Source organism: Streptomyces sp. NPDC091376 (assembly GCF_044757085.1).
In the GTDB taxonomy this organism is placed as follows: domain Bacteria; phylum Actinomycetota; class Actinomycetes; order Streptomycetales; family Streptomycetaceae; genus Streptomyces; species Streptomyces pratisoli.
The window spans coordinates 306,421-325,807 of sequence record NZ_JBIVUF010000006.1 but is presented as its reverse complement, the minus strand read 5'-3'; the positions used below and the strand labels follow the sequence as shown (position 1 = coordinate 325,807).

The window sequence follows — 19,387 nt, the reverse complement described above, 5'->3', positions numbered from 1 at the left end:
TGTGGCGGTGTGCTGCGGTGAGGCGTGAGGCGTGCTGTCAGCGCTCGTCGCCGTGCGGGTGGATGTGCGCGGGGCCGATGAGTTCGCAGGACACGCCGACGACACCTTCGACCGCGTAGGCCAGCCGCGCCGCCGTGGGTACGAGCCTGCCGTCATGGACGGTGCCGGACAGGGTGACCACCCCGTCGGCCACCTCGACGCGGATGTCGGGGGCGGACAGCGGGAAGAGCGGGTCCACGACCTCCTTGCGCACCTCGGCCGCGATGTCGGCGTCCGTACGCAGGAAGACCTTGAGCAGGTCGGCGCGGCTGACGATTCCCTGAATGACGCCCGCGTCGTCGACCACGGGCAGCCGCTTGACGCCGTGGCGGGCCATGACGCGCGCCGCGTGGGGCAGTGAGGCGCCGGAGCGGACGGTGACCGCCGGCGCCGGCGCCGTCATCAGACTCCCGGCGGTCACCGCCCGGGCCCCGGCGTCCTCGTCCAGGGGCGGCAGCCGGTCGATCATGCCGGGGCGGCGGTCGCGGGCCTCCTCCGTGGACAGCAGATCCGCTTCGGAGACCACGCCGACCACCCGGCCTTCGCCCTCCAGCACCGGCACGGCGGTGACCTTCCACCGCTCCAGGGTGGCGACGACCTCCTTGAACCGGGCATCGGGTGCCACGGCCACGACGGTCGTGGTCATGACGTCGTCCACGGTGTGCGGGCTGTCGGCCATGGCGGGTTCCTCTCCTGCGCCCGAGCCCGTCGGATCCGAGCCCGTCGGGCCTGAGCCTGTCGGGCCCGAGCGTGGCGGGCGACCCCTCGCGTCCAGCGTGCGACGCCCACCTCGGGGCCGGGCAGGGCTGAAGGACCCCGCCGACGTGCCCCGTCCGGCCCAAGCGACGGGCCGGCTGGCCGGAGCACGCTGGCGGTGACCCAGGGGGAACCTGATACCCGCGCCGCCCCCGGCAGCCGACGCGAGGAGCGTGAGCACCATGGAGCAGGAGATCTCGGTACAGGCCGGGGCCGGCACCGTACAGGCTCGGCCCGGCGACCTGGGGCGCCGGGTCGCGGCCCGGCGCCGGGAACTCGGGCTGACCCGGGACGAGCTCGCCGCACGCAGCGGGGCCGCGCCCGCGTACGTCGAGTACGTCGAGGACCGGGCGGCCACCCCCGGCGCCGGCGTGCTGCTGCGGATCGCCGACGCGCTGGAGACCACGGTCGGCGAACTCACGGGTGCCACGGTCACGGAGCCACCGGGCAGGGGACGCGCGGTCCGCGACGCGGAACTGTACGAGCTGGTCGAGGCGGAGTGCCGCGAGCTGCTGTCCACCCACGGGGTGGGACGGGTGGCCGTGTTCACGCCGGACGGGCCGTCCGTCGTGCCGGTCAACTACCTCTTCGGCGAGGACGGGATCTCCTTCCGTACCGCGTGGGGCACGGTCGCGGCGACCGCCGACGGGGCTCTGGTCGCCTTCGAGGTCGACCGTATCGACGAAGCCTTCAGCCAGGGATGGAGCGTGCTCGTCGTGGGCCGGGGCCGCGCCGTCGTCGACCGCGAGGCGGTGCGGCGGCTGGAGGCACGGGCGCACTCCCGCCCATGGGCCGGCGGGAGCCGTGAGATATGGCTGACCATCACGCCCGAACGCATCACCGGCCGGCGCGTCGTCAACCCCAACGGCACCCCGTGGACGCCCGCCGGCGACTGACGGCGGCCGACGGCTGCGCGGCGGCACTGCGCCGTCGCACCTCCCGAGAGACCAGGCGCGCGGCCGGGTACGCGCCGGGGCATCCTGGAGCCATCCGGGCGAGGAGGTAGGCCATGGCACGGACGCTGGAATGGAAGGTCCGCATGTTCCTGTCCGAGGAGGACGGAACCACGAAGGCCAGGGTGGACCTGGAGACGGGCTCGACGACTCTCACCGGCCACGGAACGGCACGCTGCAACCCGCAGGACCCCGACGTGCCCGAGATCGGCGACGAACTCGCGGCGAGCCGCGCCATGAGCGACCTGGCCCGGAAGCTGATGCGCGTGGCGGACCGGGACCTGGAGTCGGTGGGCGCCGGCCCCGCGAGCGCGGTGCCCGCCCCGTACGGCTGGCCGGAGCCGGGCCGGTAGGGCCGGATGGACCCTGGTGACGCAGGTCGGGGGGTGTTTCCATGGAAGGGACGGAAAGGGCCCCTGCGGAGAGACGCGGAGCAACGGTCGGAACGTTCACCGCGCAATCAGGATCCACGAGAAGTGGATGGGCCCTTTTCGCCTGTCGTGCCGCCGTTCCGCCGCCGTCCCCGGCCGCCGTCCGGGCCGCCGTCCGGGGCGTTGACGGTCGAGCAGACGGGCCACCGCCGGGTTAACGTGAAGACTGCGCGCAGCGCACCATGATCGTTCGAATCGGCGGAGGACTCATGGGCGGCGATGCCCCTGGCGACGCGGGCCGGGTTCCCCGGCTCAGGCTCGATGAGCTGCTCGAAGAGCTCCAGGTGCGCATCGACGAGGTCCGCGGCACCAGGGACAGGCTCAACGGGCTGCTGGAGGCTGTGCTCTCCGTGGGCCGGGGCCTGGATCTGTCACAGGTGCTGCGCGAGATCGTGGAGGCGGCCGTCGTCCTCGTGGACGCCGGGTACGGAGCACTCGGTGTCATCGGCGACGACCAGAGGCTGTCCCAGTTCCTGCCGGTGGGCATCAGCGACGCACTGCGCAAGCGGATCGGCGACCTGCCGTCCGGCCACGGGCTCCTCGGCGAGCTGATCAGGCATCCCGAGCCGTTGCGGCTCCCGGAACTGTCGGAGCACTCGGCGTCGTCCGGCTTCCCCGAGCACCATCCGCCGATGCACTCGTTCCTGGGCGTGCCCATCCGGGTGCGTGACGAGGTCTTCGGCAACCTTTACCTCACGGAGAAGCGCGGCGGGGCCGAGTTCGACAGCGAGGACGAGGCGGTCCTGTCGACACTGGCCGTGGCGGCCGGCGTCGCCATCGAGAACGCGCGCCTGTTCGAGGAGACCCGCCTCAGGGAGCAGTGGCTGGCCGCCAGCGCGGAGTTCACCAGTGCGCTGCTGTCCGGCGCCTCGGAGTCCCATGTGCTGGAGATGATGCTCGACCGGGCGCGCGAGATCACCGTCGCCGAGCTGGGCCTCGTCTATCTGACCGAACGGGACGGACACCTGCGCTGTGCCCTCGCGCGCGGCCCGGGCGCCGACCGCCACCTGGGGGTGGTGCTGCCGCGCGACGAGGGCACCTTCGCCAAGGCGGCGCTGCTCAGCGAGAGCGGCGTGGTCACGACCCCTGACGCGGCCGGCGACGCCCGCATCACCTTCCGGCCGGAGCGGTGGGCGGACTGCGGTCCGGCCACGGCGGTACTGGTGGGGGACCGGGACAAGCTGTGGGGCGTGCTCATGCTGGCGCGCGGCACCGGCCGGCCCGCCTTCAACGACACGGAGACCGTGCCCCTGTCCGGGTTCGCCGGCCAGGCCGCCCTCGCCCTGGAGCTGGCCGACCGGCGGCGGGACGCCGAGCAGATGAGCCTGCTGGCCGATCGTGACCGTATCGCCCGGGACCTGCACGACCTCGCCATCCAGCGGCTGTTCGCGACCGGTATGACCCTGCAGAGCGCCCAGCGTTTCGTGGACCACCCCGAGGCCGCGGAACGGCTGGGACGGGCGATCGACGACCTCGACGCCACCATCAAGATCATCCGATCCACGATCTTCGGGCTCCGCGAGCACGAGGCCCCCGGCGTGCCCGTCGGCCTCAGGGTCCGTTCCGTACGGGCCGTCGAGGACGCGACCCCGCTCCTGGGCTTCGCCCCGGCTCTGCGCATCGAAGGCCTGGTCGACACCGACGTGACGCGCACGGTCGCCGACGAGGTCGTCGCCGTTCTCGGCGAGGCCCTCGCGAACATCGCGCGTCACGCCCGGGCCTCGAAGGCGGACGTCTCGATCGCCGCGCGCGGTGGGGCGGTTTCCGTGACGGTGACCGACGACGGGGTGGGCATCAGGGAGAACGGGCGGCGCAGCGGGCTGCGCAACCTGGCGGAACGTGCCGAGAAGCTGGGTGGTGAACTGAGTGTGACCCGCGGCATCGCCGGCGGCACCCGGCTGGTGTGGCGGGTGTCCCTGCCGCATGACGGGTGAGGTGCGGCGTTCCGTTCCGCGGGCGGGCAGGTCTTCGCGGGCGGGCGGGGCTTCGCGGGCCGGCAGGTCAGTGCCGGTGCGGCTCCTCGTGCTCCTGGAACTGGGCCGCGATGACCGCCGCCTGCACCCGGCGTTCCACACCGAGCTTGGACAACAGGCGCGAGATGTGGTTCTTGACGGTCTTCTCCGACAGATAGAGCCTCTTGCCGATCTGGCGGTTCGTCAGGCCCTCGCCGATCAGGTCCAGCACCGCACGCTCCCGCTCCGACAGCGCGGCCAGCCGGTCGTCCTCCGCCGGATGGCCGGCCTCGGGATCGCGCAGCGAGTGCATCAGCCGCGCCGTGGTGGCGGGATCGAGCATCGACTGCCCGGTGGCCACGGTGCGCACGGCGGAGACCAGGTCGGACCCCTTGATCTGCTTGAGCACATATCCCGCGGCACCGCCCATGATCGCGTCGAGCAGCGCGTCCTCGTCGTCGAAGGACGTCAGCATCAGGCACGCGAGGTCCGGCATGTGCGAGCGCAGCTCACGGCAGACGGTGATGCCGTCGCCGTCCGGGAGCCGGACGTCGAGGACCGCGACATGAGGGCGCAGCGCGGGCCCCCTGGCCAGCGCCTGCTCGGCCGTCCCGGCCTCGCCCACGACCTCGATGCCGGACTCGGCGTCGAGCATGTCGCGCAGGCCGCGACGGACGACCTCATGGTCGTCCAGGAGGAACACCCTGATGGGCGTCTCCTCGGAGAAGGCCGGTGCCTCGGACATATGGGCCCTCCAGCTCTGGTGCAGTCCCACCCGATCATGGCGTGGCGCGCGAGGGCGGCAACAGGGCCGAACGGTCCCGCCGTACGCCTCCCACGGCCCCTCTTCACGACCGGCGCCCGGTCCACACGGGCTCGGTTCGGGCCCAGTCCTGCTCCCACTCGTCCATCCGGCGGTGGTCGGCCGCCCGGCGCACCGCGACGCGTACGCTCACGAAGACCAGAACCACGCCGGCCGCGGCTCCCGAACCGGCCGCCGACGCCTCCAGCCAGATCTCCGCGTCGTTCCTCGGAGGCGCGGTCACCCGGCCCCGGGCGTCCAGCCACACGTCCGCACGGTCCCCGCGCCTCAGTCCCGCGTGCACCGGTGCCACGCCCTGACCGGCGCTGCCGTCCGGGGCGGTCCAGCGCACCGGCACCGCGTACCTCCCGCTGTCCCCGGTGCCTTCGGACGACGTGATCGGAGGCGGCGCGTCCGCGAGGAGGACCGCCTGCACCCGTTCGCCGGCGTTCGCCTGCGCCGCCCTGCCCCGCTCGTACAGGGACGAGCCGGCCGCCACCCCCGCCGCCGGGGCGCCGAGCAGCAGCGCGGCCAGGAGGGCGCCCGAGGCCCACGCCTCGAAGGCGTCCGAGGGGCGGCGGGGCGGGCCGGAACCACCGCCGCGCCCGTACGCCCACAGCCGGAACACCATCGCTCAGCGCCGTTCCGGTTCCAGGGCCACCAGGTCGGCGGCGATGCGCTCGGCCCACGCGGCGATGCACGCGAAGTCACGGAAGTCCCCGCCGCGGCCGTCCTCCAGCATCATGCGGGCGACGCGCCCGCGCGCCTCCGGCGCCAGCCGACCACCGAAGGTGACATGCTCCTCCGCGCCCAGCCGCCGCGCGGCCCGGCGGGCGCCCGGCACCGGCGCGATGTCGCCCCGCGAGGCCGAGTGGTCCAGGGGCCCACTGCTGAACAGCCACACCGGCCGTTCGGCCAGGGCGCGGCGGTGACGGCGCGAGAAGCGCCGTGCGTCCCGGTGCCAGCGGCCCGAGTACAGCGCACCACCGAGCACCACGACGTCGTACGGGCCGACGTCGCGCACCTCCGCGGCCGGCCGCACCTCGGTCCGGATCCCCCTGTCCTGCAGGACGGACCCGATGTACCGGGCGATCTCCGCGGTGGAGCCGTTCGTCGTGCCGTAGGCCACGAGTGCCGTCCGGGTCACTGCGACCAGCCCCTGTCGCGCTCACGGAACGAGGAACCCGCGAGGCCGAGGCCGCCCATCGGGTACCGCTCCGCCGACCGGGGCCGGGCCGGTGAGTCGTCCAGGAGGTACGCGAGCCGGTCGACGACGCGGACCACGCCGTCGATCTGACGGGTCATCCGCAAGGCGACCGGGATCTCGCCGCGCCGTCCCAGCCGGCCCGTCAGCGTCACCACTCCGTCGCGCACCTCGACATCGACGGCGTCCGGCTCCAGCCAGAGCGCACGGACCAGGACCTCGTTGATGACCTCCCGGCGGATCTCGGGGTCCGGGCGCAGAAAGACCTGGAACAGGTCGCGCCGGGTCACGATGCCGACGAGACGGTCCTCGACGTCCACGACCGGGAGCCGCTCGACGCGGTGCTCGGCCAGGGAGCGGGCCGCCTCGGCGATGGACTGCTCGGCGCGGACGGTGACGGCGGGATGGGTCATCAGCTGGCCGGCGGTTCGCGCCTGCGCCTTGGACTCCCGGACGCGGGCCCGCCCGGGGAGCGAGGACCAGAGGAAGCGGGGCGCCCGCCCCGGGGCGTCCGCGTTCGGCTGATGGATCAGCAGGTCGGTCTCGGAGATCACGCCGAGCACCTTGTCGTCCTCGTCCACGACGGGCAGGCCGCTGATCCGGTACCGCGCCAGCAACCGGACGACCTCCGGATACGACGTGTCGAACAAGGCGCGGACGACTTCGCCGGACATGACGGAGCCCACCTTGTCGTGCTTCATCACCCGGGCCTCCTCAGCGGAGCCGCGGACAGGCGGCCATGGTCACGCCGCCGGGACGCCGTCGCGCCACCCACGAAGGGGCCCTGTCCGCCGCCCCCAGGTGGCGGACGATCTCTGCCTCCACCTGGGCGGCGACCGGCTCGACCATGGCGGCGACGGTGGAGGACAGACCGGAGCCGACGGAGGAGTCGGCGCCCTGCACGGCGTACACCACGAGGTGTCGCGGCAGCCGACCGAGGATCCGGGAGAGTTCGATGGCCTCGTTCAGCACCGGGCCGTCCGGCCGTAGCCGGCCGTCCGAAGCGTCCATGGGCTGCGCGAGCCACTCGGCGTCGAGGTCCAGTCGGGTGATCTTGCCCGGTTCCCCCGGGTGGCCGTGCTCCGATTCGACGACCACCGCCAGGTCCGCTTCGTGCCACAGGCCGACGAGCCTCGTGGGTTCCCCGTTGCAGGTGCTGAGGTCGACCACCGGTGGCAGCGGCCGCTCATCGGCCCGCTCCCGTATCGCGTCGAGGACCGCCCAGCCCACCCCGTCATCACGTCTGAAGTCGTTACCGAGTCCGATGAGGGCGATGCGTGTACGGGGTTCCATGGTCTGCTCCCCTCGTGCACAGCCCACGCTCGCCCCTCGAGCGCCACCGCACATGGGCCGAACGGCCCCATTGCCGGGACCACCCCGCCCTCCGGCCGTGCGCCGGCCGGGTCGCCGCCCCCTGCCCTGCGCCGGCCGGGTCGTGCGGCGGCCCGGCGGCCTTGCGGGTGCCCACCCCGCAAGGCCGCCGGGCCCGTGTGCCGCGCCCTCCTCGCTTCCGCCCTTCCGCTCTTCCGCTCAGTTGGCCAGCAGGGACTCCAGGACCGCCTCGTCCGGCGGGTTGACCGTGGCCCGGTTGGTGGCGGGGGGCGGGCAGTCCGGATCGAGCCGCAGTCTCGCCAGCTCCCGGCCGGACACGGCCCAGGCATGCCACGACGCCCGTTCCCAGGCCAGCTGCGGCGGGTTGTACCAGCCGTCGCCGAGGCCGGTGAGCACCTGCTCGGCCTCCGCGAGATCCGGGCCGATCCGGTACACCAGGCCGCCGAAGACGGACGCGTAGACCTCGCCCCGGTGCACGGAGAGCTCTCCGTAACTCGGCAGCTTCCCCGACCGCAGCACCGTCAGGCTGTCCAGGTCCATGGCGAACCACGTGCCCGCGAGCCGCTTGTACAGCCCGTACAGCACACCGTCGTGGACCTCGATGTGCTGCAGGCTCGCGTACCCCTCGAACGGCGCGAACTCCCACAGCACCTTGCGGCGCCACAGGTCGAAGGCGACGATCGTCGCGCTCGGCCGGGCCGGGGTGACGCTGCCGCCGCCCCAGGTGTCACCCGCGAGATACGCGATGCGGCGACCGGGCCGGTCGTCCAGCGCGAGCGACATCACGCTCTGGTCGGCGATCACGTCCTGGTAGACGGTGAGCCGCCTCCTCGACCGGTCCACCATCGTCAGCGCGCCCTTGAGCCGGCCGGCCGGCGGGGCGGTCGCCAACAGCAGCTGGTCGGTGAGCCGTGAGTACACCATGTCCGTCGGCCGTTGCTGATCGTTGTCGACGAACCCCAGCGACCGGACCCTGCCGCGGTCCGGGTCGAGCTCCACCACCTCCGTGCTCGGATACAGCGCCGCGTACACCCTGTTGCCGGCCATGCGCAGCTGCTTCGGCTCGCCCGCGACCTGGATCCGCCGGGACGAGCCGTGCTCCGGCCGGTGGGTCGTGATCGAGAAGTGCCCGCCGACGTGCACCGTCCCGCGCCTGCCGTACGTCATGGACTGCACGGGATCCGGTCCTGACATGGCTGTGTCGATCAGTTCGACTATGTCCGACCCGCCACCGTCCAGATCCAGCCACCAGAGCCGTCCGCTGCCCGCACCGCCGAGCAGCGTGCCGTCCGGCAGCGGGAACAGACCCCGGTGCTCATCGGCGGGTGTGGGCGCCGCGACCGGCACGAGCGCGTCGCCGTCCCGCCGGTAGACGGTGCCCGTGGGCCGGCCGATGCAGTACACCGTGCCGTCGGCGGTCGTCGTGATCGCGTCCACCAGTCGCTCCGTGGCCGGTATCGGGATGACCCGGGCGTCGCTGCCGTCGGGCGCCAGGTCGACGATCGACTTGCCGAACCCACCGATCACCCTCCCGCCCCGGGCCAGCAGACACGCCGCGCCGCCGTACGGCGCCGGCGTGATCGACTGCTTCGCGCCCGTGGTGCGGTCGTACGCGACGATGTGGCCGAGCGGCAGCGTGCCCGCGTAGACGAAACGGTCGTCCGCGGCGATCGCGCGCACGTACTGCTCGCCCGGCCGCGCCACGCCGAGATTGCGCAGCACACCGGTCGCCGGCGAGTACTCCCAGACCTCGCCGCGCGGATAGGTGCCCGCGTACACCGTCCCGTCGGGCGCCGTGGTCAGGCACCAGACGAAGCCGCCCGCCGGGCCGACGGTGCCGATCAGCGTCACCGACCCGGTCGCCGGGTCGAAGCGGTAGATGTCCGGGGTCGGGTACGTCCCGACGTACACGTGCCCGCCGGAGACCGTCGCCGCCCAGCCGCCCTCGCCGCGCGGCAGCCGCACCGTCCTCGTGAGCTTCTTCGACGCCAGGTCGATCTCGCCCAGCAGCGGCGGATTCTGACCACGTGCCACCACGTACGCGTGATCGCCCAGGACGGTCATGCCGACGATCGCGGCCGTGAAGGTCGCGATGCCGTACGTGGAGACCGCGGGACCCGAACAGTGCCCCGTCGTACCGGCCGTGCCCGGTCTGCTCGCCGGGTCCGGGACGACCGGCGCGCCCGTAGTGTCAGCTGTGCCGGCATGCGCCACGGACGGGGCCACCATCGGCCCCGCCACGGACGCCACGACCAGCCCGGCTCCGGCGTGCAGTAACCGCCTGCGTTCCATGCGAGCCTCCCAGGGTTGCGGACCGTTCCCTAGAGGATGACCAGCGGGTTCGCAGGGAACACCTTGCCACGAGAGGTTTTTGACGCACTTTCAGCCAGTCGCCGCAGGCAGGCACCGTTGCATGCCCTTCCGCGCCCCCGGATCCGACGCGTCGTCACCGTCCGGCGGCCCCTACCCGTGGCGGTCACCCCGCGTCACGGACCGCCGACGGTGGCACCCTGACCGCGCGGCCCGCCTGCGTGTCGCAGCGGGCACCCGGCGTGGCGCACGCTGGACATGTACCAGATGTACGCCGCCGCATGCCGCGTTCCCCGGACAGGACCGCCGATGACCGACCAGCACCCGCCCGCCGAGCCACCCACGGCCCCTGACCCCGACCCGGAACGTGACACGGGCCCCGACGCGGAACCGGAACCGGTCCCCGACACGGGCTCCGACCCGGACACGGCCCCTGACCCCGACCCGGAACGTGACACGGGCCCCGACGCGGAACCGGAACCGGTCCCCGACACGGGCTCCGACCCGGACACGGACACGGGCTCCGACCCGGAACCTGACCTTGACCTGGGTATCGATCCTGACCCGGACTCGGGCTCCGACCCGGACACGGACCCGGGCCCCGACCTTGACCCGGGACCGGGCCCCGACCTTGACCCGGGACCGGGCCCCGACCTTGACCCGGGCCTCGACCTTGACCCGGGCCCCGACCTTGACCCGACCGAGGACGTCCGGCTCGCCGTGTATCGCGCCTTCGCCCGCACCGGTCGTCCCGCCGGCACCGCCGGGCTCGCCGTCGCCACCGGGCACGATCCCGCGACGGTACGGCAGGCGCTCCGCGCCCTGCACGACCACCGCGATCTCGTGCTGGACGACCCGGCCGCCCCGACGGCGAGGGGGTCGTCATGGCCCATCCCTTCGCCTCGGTTCCCCTCGGCTTCTCCGTCATGGGCCGTCGCACCCTGTGGTGGGGCGGCTGCGCCTGGGACTCCTTCGCCCTGCCGCAGCTGCTCGACGAGGAACCCGACGTGCTGGTCGCGTCCCGTTGCCCCGCCTGCGACACACCGCACGCCTGGGTCGTCGGCCGGGACGCCCCGCCACCGGGGGAGCAGGTGGCGCACTTCCTCGTCCCGGTGCGCCACGTGTGGGACGACGTCGTCCACACCTGCCGCCACCAGCGGCTGTTCTGCTCCACGCGCTGCGTGGACGACTGGCTGGAGCGCACCGGCGCGTCACGCGGGTAGGTGATGGACCTGACCACCCTCTGGCGGCTGCCCGCGGCTGCCCGCGGCTGGTACGCGGGTCGGCTCGACCGTGGCTACCGTCGGCGCGAGGTGTCTTCGGCCGCCGCCTACTTCGCGCAGGCCGGGCTCGGCGGACCGCTCTGGGGGTTCTGAGCGGACCGAGGACCACGGCCGGGTCGCGGGACCGCCCGGCGTGTGCTCAGGAAGCGTCGTGGAAGACCAGCCCGAGCGCGTGGCGCCGGCCCGAGCGCACCACGCTCACGCCGTGCCGCAGCGCGCCCGCCGACCAGCCCCGCGCCGAACGGACCGGCCGGTCGCGGGTGGTGAAGACCAGCCCGTGCCCCTGCCGGAGCGGCGTCGCCGTGCCCCTCGACTGCGCCCGAGGCCGCTGCTCGACCAGCAGGAACTCACCGCCCGTGTAGTCCGTGCCGTACGCGTCCAGGCCGATCACGACCTGGAGCGGGAAGAGCATCTCGCCGAAGACGTCGCGGTGCAGCGCGTTCCAGTCGCCCTTCCCGTAGCGCAGCAGGATCTGTGCCGACCGGTCCTGTCCGGCCTGATGGCACTGTGCGAGCCACTCCTCCAGACTGTCCGGCCACGGCGCGGGCCGGCCGAGCCGCTCCGCCCAGTCGCGGGCGACCGGCAGCAGCCGCGGATACAGCGCCGCACGCAACTCCCGTACCGCATCCGGAAGTTCGTGCGTGAAGTAGCGGTACTCGCCGGAACCGAACCGGTGCCGGGCCATGTCGACGGTGGTGCGGAACCGCTCGTCGTCGGTGTAGAGCCGGGCGATGCCACGGCACTCGGCGGCGGTCAGGAGCGCGGGCGTCTGCGCGCAGCCGTGGTCGTCGAGTTCCGTGGCGACCGCGGCCCAGTCGGCTCCGGCCACGCGCTCGTGGATCCTGGTGGTGGTGGAGACCGTCATGGGCCGCTCAGTCCTCTCTCGCTCCGCGTTCTCGCTTCTCACCTCCCAGAGTGCTGGGTGCCGAGGGCCCTGACCGGCGGAATCCGGACATCGAGATCAGGCACGGGGCCGGCGGCTCAGCCGAGCCCCCAGCCATGGCCCAGCCGGTACGCCGCGCACAGATCCACATCGAGCAGATACGCCCCGGCCGTGCCGCACTGCGTGGCCGCCGCACCCGGATCGACCGGCTGGCCGTGTCCCATGCCGGTGATGGCGTACGTCTCCACGACCGCCTTGCCCGCCGGATCCCGGTAGACCCGGTGCGGGTGCCCGGCGACGGTGTCACTGGTGTCGGCGCTCTGGTCGGTGCCGTGGACGTCCGTCCACTGACGCATCAGATCCTCCATGTTGACCGGCTTCACCGTGTAGTCCGCCGTGCCCTGCAGCACCGTGAGCACCGGCCACGGTCCGCCGTACCCCGGCCTGGCCGCGCGGACCCGGTCGCCCCACTGCCGGGGGGTCTGCGTGGCGCCGACGTACATGCAGACGTAGGGGGAGCCCGCCGCCTGCGCACAGCCGTACGGCAGACCCGCCACCACCCCGCCCGCCGCGAACTTCTCCGGGTACGCGGCCATCATCACCGCGGTCATGCCCCCGCCGGCCGACAGGCCGGTCACGTACGCGCGCGCGGGGTCGCCGGAGACGTCCGCGAGCTGCCGGTCGGTCATCTGGGCGATGGAGGCGGCCTCGCCCTGGCCGCGCGCGGTGTCCCCGGTCTGGAACCAGTTGAAGCACGCACTCGCGTTGTTGGCGCCGGTCTGCTGCGGCAGCACGACGGAGAAGCCCCAGCGGTCGGCGAGTCCGGTCCAGCCGCTTCCGGTGCCGTAGCCGGCGGCGTTCTGCGTACAGCCGTGCAGGACCACGACGACGGGCCGCCCGGCGGGCAGTCCGTCCGGGACGTAGCGGAACATGCGCAGGGCCCCCGGGTTGGTCCCGAACCCGGTGACTTCTGCGACGCCGGCGGCCGCCGCCGGGGGAGCGGGTACGAGCAGCAGCGCCGCCACGGCGGAGAACACCGTGACGAGCACCGCGAACAGACGATGCGAGGTGGCTCTCAGTGAGGTCATGGGCCCGGACCGTAGATGCGGGCACCGGGACCGGACATGGCCCGGGACACCACAACCCGGGCCCTTGCCATGTCGACCGGGCCCCCGCCGACGCACCGCACCGCCGCGTTCGGCCCGCACGTGCACCGCCGCGTTCGGCTCGCCACGACCCTTCCGGATTCTTGGAACACGTTCTAGTCTGTCCGCCGCCGCAGCGACGCGGCACGAGACGCCTGGAGGGGCCGTGCATCTCGAATACTCGCCGGACCAGCAGCAGTTGCGCGCCGAGCTGCGTGCCTACTTCGACGGACTCGTGCCCGACAACGCCTACGCCCGCTACGCCGACCCCGCCACCCAGAAGCGCTTCTACCGGGAGACGATCCGCCGCCTCGGAGCCGACGGCTGGCTCGGCGTCGGCTGGCCCGAGGAGTACGGCGGCCGCGGGATGACGCCGATGGAGCAGTTCATCTTCTTCGACGAGGCCGCGCAGGCGGGCGTGCCGCTGCCGCTGATGGCGCTGAACACCGTCGGCCCGACGATCATGCAGTACGGCACCGACGAGCAGAAGGCGTACTTCCTGCCCCGGATCCTCTCCGGCGAGATCGACTTCGCGATCGGCTACAGCGAGCCCGACGCCGGCACCGACCTCGCCGCGCTCAGGACCCGCGCCGTGCGCGAAGGCGACACCTACGTCGTCAACGGCCAGAAGATCTGGACGACCAACGGGGACACCGCCGACTGGGTGTGGCTCGCCGTCCGCACCGATCCCGACGCGCCGCCCCACAAGGGCATCACCATGCTGCTCGTGCCGACCTCCGACCCGGGCTACTCCTGCACCGTCATCAACACCCTCGCCTCGCACGACACCACCGCCAGCTACTACGAGAACATCCGCGTGCCCGTCTCCCGCCGCGTCGGTGAGGAGAACAAGGGCTGGCGGCTGATCACCAATCAGCTCAACCACGAGCGGGTCACGCTCGCCGCCCACGGCACCATGGCCATCCGGGCACTCCACGACGTCCAGCGCTGGGCGTCGCAGACCGAACTCACCGACGGCCGCCGTGTCATCGACCTCGGCTGGGTCAGGAACCGCCTCGCCCGGACACACACCAAACTCGACGCGATGAAGCTGCTCAACTGGCGGATGGTGGGCGCCGTCCAGGAAGGCACCCTCACCCCGCAGGACGCCTCCGCGGTCAAGGTGTACGGCTCCGAGGCCCGCCGAGACGCCTACGCCTGGCTGATGGAGGTCGTCGCAGCCGCGGGCTCCCTCAAGGAGGGCTCGGCCGGTGCCGTCCTCCACGGCGAGCTGGAGCGCGGCTACCGCTCGGCCGTGATCTTCACCTTCGGCGGCGGCAACAACGAGATCCAGCGCGAGATCATCTCCTGGATCGGCCTCGGGATGCCGCGCGTCCGGCGCTGACGCCGTGCGCCGAGGCTTTCTTGGTTGGCCCGCGGAAGAAGTCCTCCGGGCGGGCAGGGACGAGGGGGCAGCGTCCGCAACCGGCCCACCCCAACACCTCGCGGGGAATCCACCTGGTCGGCCGGACGGGGCGGCTACCGCGCTTCGCGCGATCGTAGTTACCCAGCGCGGCCCGCCGGGTGCACAGGACGGGCGGGGGAGAGGATGCGACGCTGGAGTGAGGGCCCGAGTGGAGGTCCGAGTGCGTCTCATCCGGCCCTCTCTTCGGCCTGGCGACCACGTCCCGGTGCGGCCCAATGGATTCGACGCAGAATCGTGCGGTCAGTCCCTGAGCCCGTCGGCCGGAGGCACCACTCACCGAGCGTTGCCAGGCGGCCTTGCCGCGTGGATCCGGCCCGCCGGGACCAGGACCGCGCGACCAACCCGGAAGGCAGGTGCGTCCCATGCGCACGTCGACCCGTATCGCCGGTGCCCTCACCGGCCTGACCCTCGCCCTCGGCGGTGCGGTCCTCGCCGCTCCCGCGGTCCGGGCGGACATCCCCGCCTGCACACAGATGGCCGAACGAGCAGGTGCCACCGCTTCCGACTCCGTCACAGCGGCCTGCAGCCGTGGTGTGGTCGGAGACCTGCAGAGTTGTGTGACCGGGCTGACCGGGGCCGGAGTGGCGGGCGGCGCCGCGACCGGTGCCTGCCGGGCGGCGGCACACGAACCGCGTTAGAGCACCGCGCGCGGGCCGCATCGGAACGCCGCGTGCGCGTCGGTCGAAGCGGGGCGAGACCGCCCAACGGGCCGCGTTGTGTCCGCGCAGGCCGGGGGTTGAGGAGGAGACGGGCCGTACCTGCCTCCGAGCGGTGACGGCGGCCGGTCAAGGTCGGTGACGTCATGCCTCTCCGGGGCCGGGCAGTCACTGGCCGGGCGCGGCGCCCAGCCTCGCCTCGCGGGCCTCATGCGGAGCGCCCATGCTGAGTAAGAGGGCGCCGTCGTCTTGAGACTTGTCCTTCCCGAAGGCCGAACGAAGGCGCCTGAGAGGAGGAGGAGGCCATGCGCATGCGATGGATCCTGGGCCTCGCCCTGGCCGCGGCAACCCTTGCCGGCGTGAGCGCCGTCGGCGCCGAGGCCGCCTCCTCGCCGAACATCTCCCGAGACGAGTGCACGGCCGCCGGCGGACAGATCATTTCACGCCCCTACGGCGGTGACGCCTGCGCGCTGCCTGACGGGACCAAGCCGGCGATCACTTGACCGGTCGGCGCACGGCTGGGCAACCAATCCGGCCGGTGCACCCGGCGCGGTGCGTATGGGGTGACGGCACCCGGTCCACCGTCGGGTGGATGGCCCGCGCCCGTCTTGACACCGCGGCACTCGCGATGGTGGACGCCGACCGTCTCGAAGCCAAGGCCGTCACCGCTTCGAGACGGTCCGCGCCGTCCCGGACACCGCGCTCGCCGCCGTACTGAACGGCCTCGGCCACGTCGTCACACAGTGACCGACGAGGTAGTTCGCATTTCCCAGCTGTACTGATCACCAGCGTTGATGACACCCGCAGGTCTTGAACAGGCGCAGAAGAACGAGCAGTCCTGCCGGCATCGAGCCTGGATGTGCCGACGGTGATGGCGCCCTCTTCCGGCGCGGGCGATCATCGCACCGATCCGCCGTATCTCTGCTGAGATCCGCTCAATGAGTGGCATTCCCGGACCGGAACCGGCGTGCTGCGGCAGCGTTCCCAACCAGCCTTGTATCCCTTGGACGTTACGTGACGCGATGGAAGGCTGGAGACACGCGATGTTCGGGCGAAGGAATTTCCTCATGGCCGGTGTCATGGGGAGTGCGGCCATGCTTCCACGCGGTGTCACGGGAGCGCAGGCGTATGCGTCGCCGGCTCACGGGACGGGGTCCGCGCACGACGACGCCTCGGTGCCGCACACCCCTCCGCTGGAGAAGTTCGTCGACCCGCTGCCCAGGCCGATGACAGCCGTCCCGGATCCTTCCGTCTATCCGGGCGCCGACTACTACGAGATCACGATGCGGCAGGGCTCATGGCGTTTCCACCGGGATCTCGGGCCGGCGACCACGTGGGGCTACTGGGCCACGAACCCGAACGATCCTCACCACGAGATCGGCATGGGCTATCTCGGGCCGACCCTCAGCGTGGCCCCGGACCACCCGACGGTCGTCAAGTGGCGCAACGAGCTGCCGACCAACCACCTGTTCCAGGACGTGATCCAGCGCATCAAGAACGGGGATCCCGAGCTCACTCCGACCCCTCCGCCTCCGTACAAGCCCGAACTGCCTTTTCCCCGGGACGTCAACGTGTGGAACGTCGTCCACCAGCACGGCGGTTTCACGGCACCGCAGTCCGATGGCATGCCGCTGCAGTCGTTCAGCCCGGACGGCATCCACGCCGAGGGTTACGCAACGCTGGACCCGAGTCGGGTCGACCGCAACGAAGCGATCTACGGCTACACCAACCATGACCGTTCGTGCATGCTCTGGTATCACGATCACGGCATGGGGATGACCAGCCTCAACGTGTATGCGGGCCTGGCCGGTCTCTACCTCATTCGTGATCCCGCAGACGAGCGGCTCGGGCTGCCGCGAGGCGAGTTCGAGGTCCCGCTCATCCTGCAGGACCGGACCTTCAACCCGGACGGCTCGCTCGCCTACACCATGACCATGAGGGAAGGCGAGGACACCCCGGTCGTCAACGGGAAGGCGTACCCCTTCCTGGCCGTCGAGCCCCGACGCTACCGGCTGCGCATTCTCAACGCGTCGAACGAGCGTTTCTGGCGGCTGAGGTTCGACGTTCCCAGGGACGTACTGCCTCAGCCCACGCTGCCGTTCTGGCTCATCGGAACCGACGGCGGCTTCCGCGCTCCGCTGCAGATGCTGAGCTTTCTGATCTCGCCGGCCGAGCGGTACGACCTGATCGTCGACTTCAGCCGGATGCCCATGGGTACGAAGGTCAAGTTGACGAACTACCCGGGGACGCCGGTCCACTACCCAGGCGTCCCAGGCCAGGGACCGCAGATCTCGGAGATCATGGAATTCCACGTCACGAAACTCCTGTCCGAAGATGCGGACACGACGACGTCGCCCAAGAAACTTGCGCTGCCGACGGTCGCGAATTTCACGTCGAAACCGCCCGCCCGTCGGCGGGAATGGGTGGTGTACCAGCACAAGCTCTTCCGGACCATGACGTTCAACGCGATGCCGTTCATGGAGCCCTCCCAGGACTTCGTCAAGGCGGGCTCGACCGAGATCTGGGAGTACATCAATCCCAACCACGACGCCCATCCGATGCATGTGCACCTCGTCAACTTCCAGGTGCTGAACCGGCAGCCGATCGACGCGGCCGCCTACCAGGCGGATTACGAGAAGTGGATTAACGGTGGCCGCAAAACGGAGGACAAGCCGGTACTGAAGAACTATCTCACCGGCCCGCCGATTCCTCCGGACCCGGACGAAGCGCGGTCCTACAAGGACACGTTCAAGTCCTATCCGGAGACGGTGACCAGAATCGTCATTCCGGAGATCCACCCGCCGACGGGTACGATCGCGTCGATTCCGGGCAGCGGCGCCGAACTCCCGGCGACGTACATCCACCACTGCCACATTCTCGAACACGAGGACGACGACCTGATGCGCCCGTGGACGATCGTCGGTGACGACGGCGACCACGGCGACGGCGACCACGGCGACGGCGACCACGGCCGAGACGACCACGGCCGCGACGAGCACGGCGGTGGCGGCCCCGGCGGTGGCCACAGCCACTGACGGGATCGATCGACCCCCATGTGCCGGTCCGCACTGCACCCAGAATGCGCGGACCGGCACTCACGCCGTGTCCAGACCCTCGCCGGGTGGATGCGGGACTGCCGGGGATTCCCGGCGAGCGCCGTGCGGGGTCACTGCCCGCTGCGGATCGTGTCGAGCTTCTCCGCGAAGGCTTTCGTCTCCGCGATCAGCCGGTCGCGTGCGTTCTTCTGCGTCTTGTCGCCCTGGTCCTTGAACGCCCCGTTGAAATCAGGCTGGAGCTGGGTCCACCAGCCGTAGTCGAGCATCGCCCATGCCTGTGGGCACAACGGTGCTCGGGTCTTCGGCAGATAGCCCGCGTCGACCAGCGGCCCGTAGAACTTCCTGGGGTCGCTCCCCTCCAGGTAGCAAAGGAAGTTGAAGACCCGTTGCTGGGTGACGGGGTGATCGCTCGCGAACCCCTCCAGCGTCAGCCCGCCCTCCTCGCGGGCGAGTTCGTCGAACAGCATCGCGGCTGCCAGCGACGGACCCGGTCCCACCTCGTTGACAGTGGAGAACGACGCGAAACCGTCGGCGGCGTCCTCCTCGAGGCCGAGGTTCGCGAGCAGAAGCAGGCGCTGCAGCGCGTGGCCCATTTCGTGGCCGAAGATGAACTGGGTCGACAGTGCGGTCAGGCCGTCGGTGGTGAACTGGGCCTCGGGGAGCAGTGCGGGGCGCTCGACGGTCCTGACCACATTCCCGAGGACCTCTTCGATCTGGGTCAGGAACGGCGGGGGCACGAAGATCGTCCTCCCGTCGGGCTGGGTGACCGCGTCCGTGACCCCCGGTGGCACCTTGTCGGTGACCTTCACGACCAGGTCGTGCGGCAGGGCGAGCGACGCGTTCACCCAGTCGGCGAGCTGCTCGAGCACGCGGGACTTCCGGATCACCGCCACGGCCTGCCGGTCCTTCGGCTTGATCGTGTCGTCCTCGTAGACGACCGTGACCTTGCCGCTCGCGTCGGCCGCGCTGCCTGCGCCGTCACACGAGGCGACCGCGACGGCGGCGACGAGCAGCGCCCCCGCCACGGCAGTCCTCGACCTGGCCGAGGAACCACCACTGTTCAGCATCCTGGTCAGCTCCTTCTCCCGGACGGGACGTTCGGGCGGCCGTTGCGCCCTCGTGGACCACGCCACTTTCCGGTGCGCAGGCGGTACGCGAC

20 protein-coding genes are annotated in these 19,387 nt (G+C 71.8%); 10 read left to right on the top strand and 10 right to left on the bottom strand.

The genetic code is table 11. From position 1 onward, the window contains the following. Nucleotides 1-37: 37 nt before the first annotated feature. Nucleotides 38-718 (bottom strand): CBS domain-containing protein, encoded by a 681-nt coding sequence (locus ACIQMR_RS15785; protein ID WP_401386550.1) that lies wholly within the window; start codon nucleotides 716-718, stop codon nucleotides 38-40. Nucleotides 719-977: 259 nt separating this feature from the next. Between ACIQMR_RS15785 and ACIQMR_RS15780 the strand changes: the two genes are divergently transcribed. From ACIQMR_RS15780 to ACIQMR_RS15770, 3 genes are all read left to right on the top strand, one after another. Then, a complete protein-coding gene (locus ACIQMR_RS15780; protein WP_401386896.1) occupies nucleotides 978-1,691 on the top strand; it encodes a helix-turn-helix domain-containing protein in 714 nt (237 codons plus the stop codon). A 113-nt stretch (nucleotides 1,692-1,804) separates the two neighbouring features. Further along, nucleotides 1,805-2,101, top strand: coding sequence for a DUF1876 domain-containing protein (locus tag ACIQMR_RS15775; RefSeq protein WP_401386547.1), 297 nt, complete (start codon nucleotides 1,805-1,807; stop codon nucleotides 2,099-2,101). Nucleotides 2,102-2,388: 287 nt separating this feature from the next. Then, nucleotides 2,389-4,113 carry a GAF domain-containing protein gene (locus ACIQMR_RS15770; protein ID WP_401386892.1) on the top strand — a complete coding sequence of 575 codons (1,725 nt, stop codon included), beginning with the start codon at nucleotides 2,389-2,391 and terminating at the stop codon, nucleotides 4,111-4,113. Nucleotides 4,114-4,180: 67 nt separating this feature from the next. Here the strand turns inward: ACIQMR_RS15770 and ACIQMR_RS15765 are convergent, their stop codons facing one another. The 6 genes from ACIQMR_RS15765 to ACIQMR_RS15740 form a co-directional block, all read right to left on the bottom strand. Further along, nucleotides 4,181-4,876, bottom strand: a complete 696-nt coding sequence (locus ACIQMR_RS15765) for a response regulator (protein ID WP_401386544.1) — start codon at nucleotides 4,874-4,876, stop codon at nucleotides 4,181-4,183. Between the two features lie 103 nt (nucleotides 4,877-4,979). Further along, nucleotides 4,980-5,564: a hypothetical protein gene (locus tag ACIQMR_RS15760; RefSeq protein WP_401386541.1), complete on the bottom strand. Its 585-nt coding sequence runs from the start codon at nucleotides 5,562-5,564 to the stop codon at nucleotides 4,980-4,982. 3 nt (nucleotides 5,565-5,567) lie between these two features. Further along, nucleotides 5,568-6,080, bottom strand: a complete 513-nt coding sequence (locus ACIQMR_RS15755; protein WP_401386538.1) for a flavodoxin domain-containing protein — start codon at nucleotides 6,078-6,080, stop codon at nucleotides 5,568-5,570. Beyond that, nucleotides 6,077-6,838 carry a CBS domain-containing protein gene (locus ACIQMR_RS15750; RefSeq protein WP_401386535.1) on the bottom strand — a complete coding sequence of 254 codons (762 nt, stop codon included), beginning with the start codon at nucleotides 6,836-6,838 and terminating at the stop codon, nucleotides 6,077-6,079. Before ACIQMR_RS15750 ends, ACIQMR_RS15755 begins: the two co-directional genes overlap by 4 nt. Nucleotides 6,839-6,851: 13 nt before the next feature. After that, nucleotides 6,852-7,430: a hydrogenase maturation protease gene (locus ACIQMR_RS15745; RefSeq protein WP_401386532.1), complete on the bottom strand. Its 579-nt coding sequence runs from the start codon at nucleotides 7,428-7,430 to the stop codon at nucleotides 6,852-6,854. Between the two features lie 237 nt (nucleotides 7,431-7,667). Next, nucleotides 7,668-9,761, bottom strand: a complete 2,094-nt coding sequence (locus ACIQMR_RS15740) for a hypothetical protein (RefSeq protein WP_401386529.1) — start codon at nucleotides 9,759-9,761, stop codon at nucleotides 7,668-7,670. Between the two features lie 902 nt (nucleotides 9,762-10,663). On the opposite strand from ACIQMR_RS15740, the gene merB reads away from it, so the two are divergent. Together merB and ACIQMR_RS15730 are read left to right on the top strand one after the other, a co-directional pair. Then, nucleotides 10,664-11,002, top strand: a complete 339-nt coding sequence (gene merB / locus ACIQMR_RS15735; protein WP_401386526.1) for an organomercurial lyase — start codon at nucleotides 10,664-10,666, stop codon at nucleotides 11,000-11,002. Nucleotides 11,003-11,005: 3 nt separating this feature from the next. Then, nucleotides 11,006-11,155, top strand: coding sequence for a hypothetical protein (locus tag ACIQMR_RS15730; protein WP_401386523.1), 150 nt, complete (start codon nucleotides 11,006-11,008; stop codon nucleotides 11,153-11,155). A 46-nt stretch (nucleotides 11,156-11,201) separates the two neighbouring features. On the opposite strand, the gene ACIQMR_RS15725 is transcribed toward ACIQMR_RS15730, so the two are convergent. Together ACIQMR_RS15725 and ACIQMR_RS15720 are read right to left on the bottom strand one after the other, a co-directional pair. Beyond that, the gene (locus ACIQMR_RS15725) at nucleotides 11,202-11,927 is read right to left on the bottom strand and encodes a 2OG-Fe(II) oxygenase (protein ID WP_401386520.1); all 726 of its coding nucleotides are present in this window, start codon (nucleotides 11,925-11,927) and stop codon (nucleotides 11,202-11,204) included. Between the two features lie 116 nt (nucleotides 11,928-12,043). Further along, the gene (locus ACIQMR_RS15720) at nucleotides 12,044-13,033 is read right to left on the bottom strand and encodes a PHB depolymerase family esterase (RefSeq protein ID WP_401386517.1); all 990 of its coding nucleotides are present in this window, start codon (nucleotides 13,031-13,033) and stop codon (nucleotides 12,044-12,046) included. A gap of 223 nt (nucleotides 13,034-13,256) precedes the next feature. Between ACIQMR_RS15720 and ACIQMR_RS15715 the strand changes: the two genes are divergently transcribed. The 5 genes from ACIQMR_RS15715 (at nucleotide 13,257) to ACIQMR_RS15695 (ending at nucleotide 18,207) form a co-directional block, all read left to right on the top strand. Beyond that, nucleotides 13,257-14,435: an acyl-CoA dehydrogenase family protein gene (locus ACIQMR_RS15715; protein ID WP_401386514.1), complete on the top strand. Its 1,179-nt coding sequence runs from the start codon at nucleotides 13,257-13,259 to the stop codon at nucleotides 14,433-14,435. A gap of 443 nt (nucleotides 14,436-14,878) precedes the next feature. After that, nucleotides 14,879-15,154 carry a hypothetical protein gene (locus ACIQMR_RS15710; RefSeq protein ID WP_401386511.1) on the top strand — a complete coding sequence of 92 codons (276 nt, stop codon included), beginning with the start codon at nucleotides 14,879-14,881 and terminating at the stop codon, nucleotides 15,152-15,154. Between the two features lie 323 nt (nucleotides 15,155-15,477). Next, a complete protein-coding gene (locus tag ACIQMR_RS15705; protein WP_401386508.1) occupies nucleotides 15,478-15,675 on the top strand; it encodes a hypothetical protein in 198 nt (65 codons plus the stop codon). 89 nt (nucleotides 15,676-15,764) lie between these two features. Next, nucleotides 15,765-15,890, top strand: a complete 126-nt coding sequence (locus ACIQMR_RS15700; protein ID WP_401386505.1) for a hypothetical protein — start codon at nucleotides 15,765-15,767, stop codon at nucleotides 15,888-15,890. A 349-nt stretch (nucleotides 15,891-16,239) separates the two neighbouring features. Beyond that, entirely contained in the window at nucleotides 16,240-18,207 is a 1,968-nt protein-coding gene (locus ACIQMR_RS15695) for a multicopper oxidase family protein (protein ID WP_401386502.1), read from the top strand. 131 nt (nucleotides 18,208-18,338) lie between these two features. Here the strand turns inward: ACIQMR_RS15695 and ACIQMR_RS15690 are convergent, their stop codons facing one another. Beyond that, nucleotides 18,339-19,295: a DUF4344 domain-containing metallopeptidase gene (locus ACIQMR_RS15690; RefSeq protein ID WP_401386499.1), complete on the bottom strand. Its 957-nt coding sequence runs from the start codon at nucleotides 19,293-19,295 to the stop codon at nucleotides 18,339-18,341. Nucleotides 19,296-19,387: the final 92 nt, after the last annotated feature.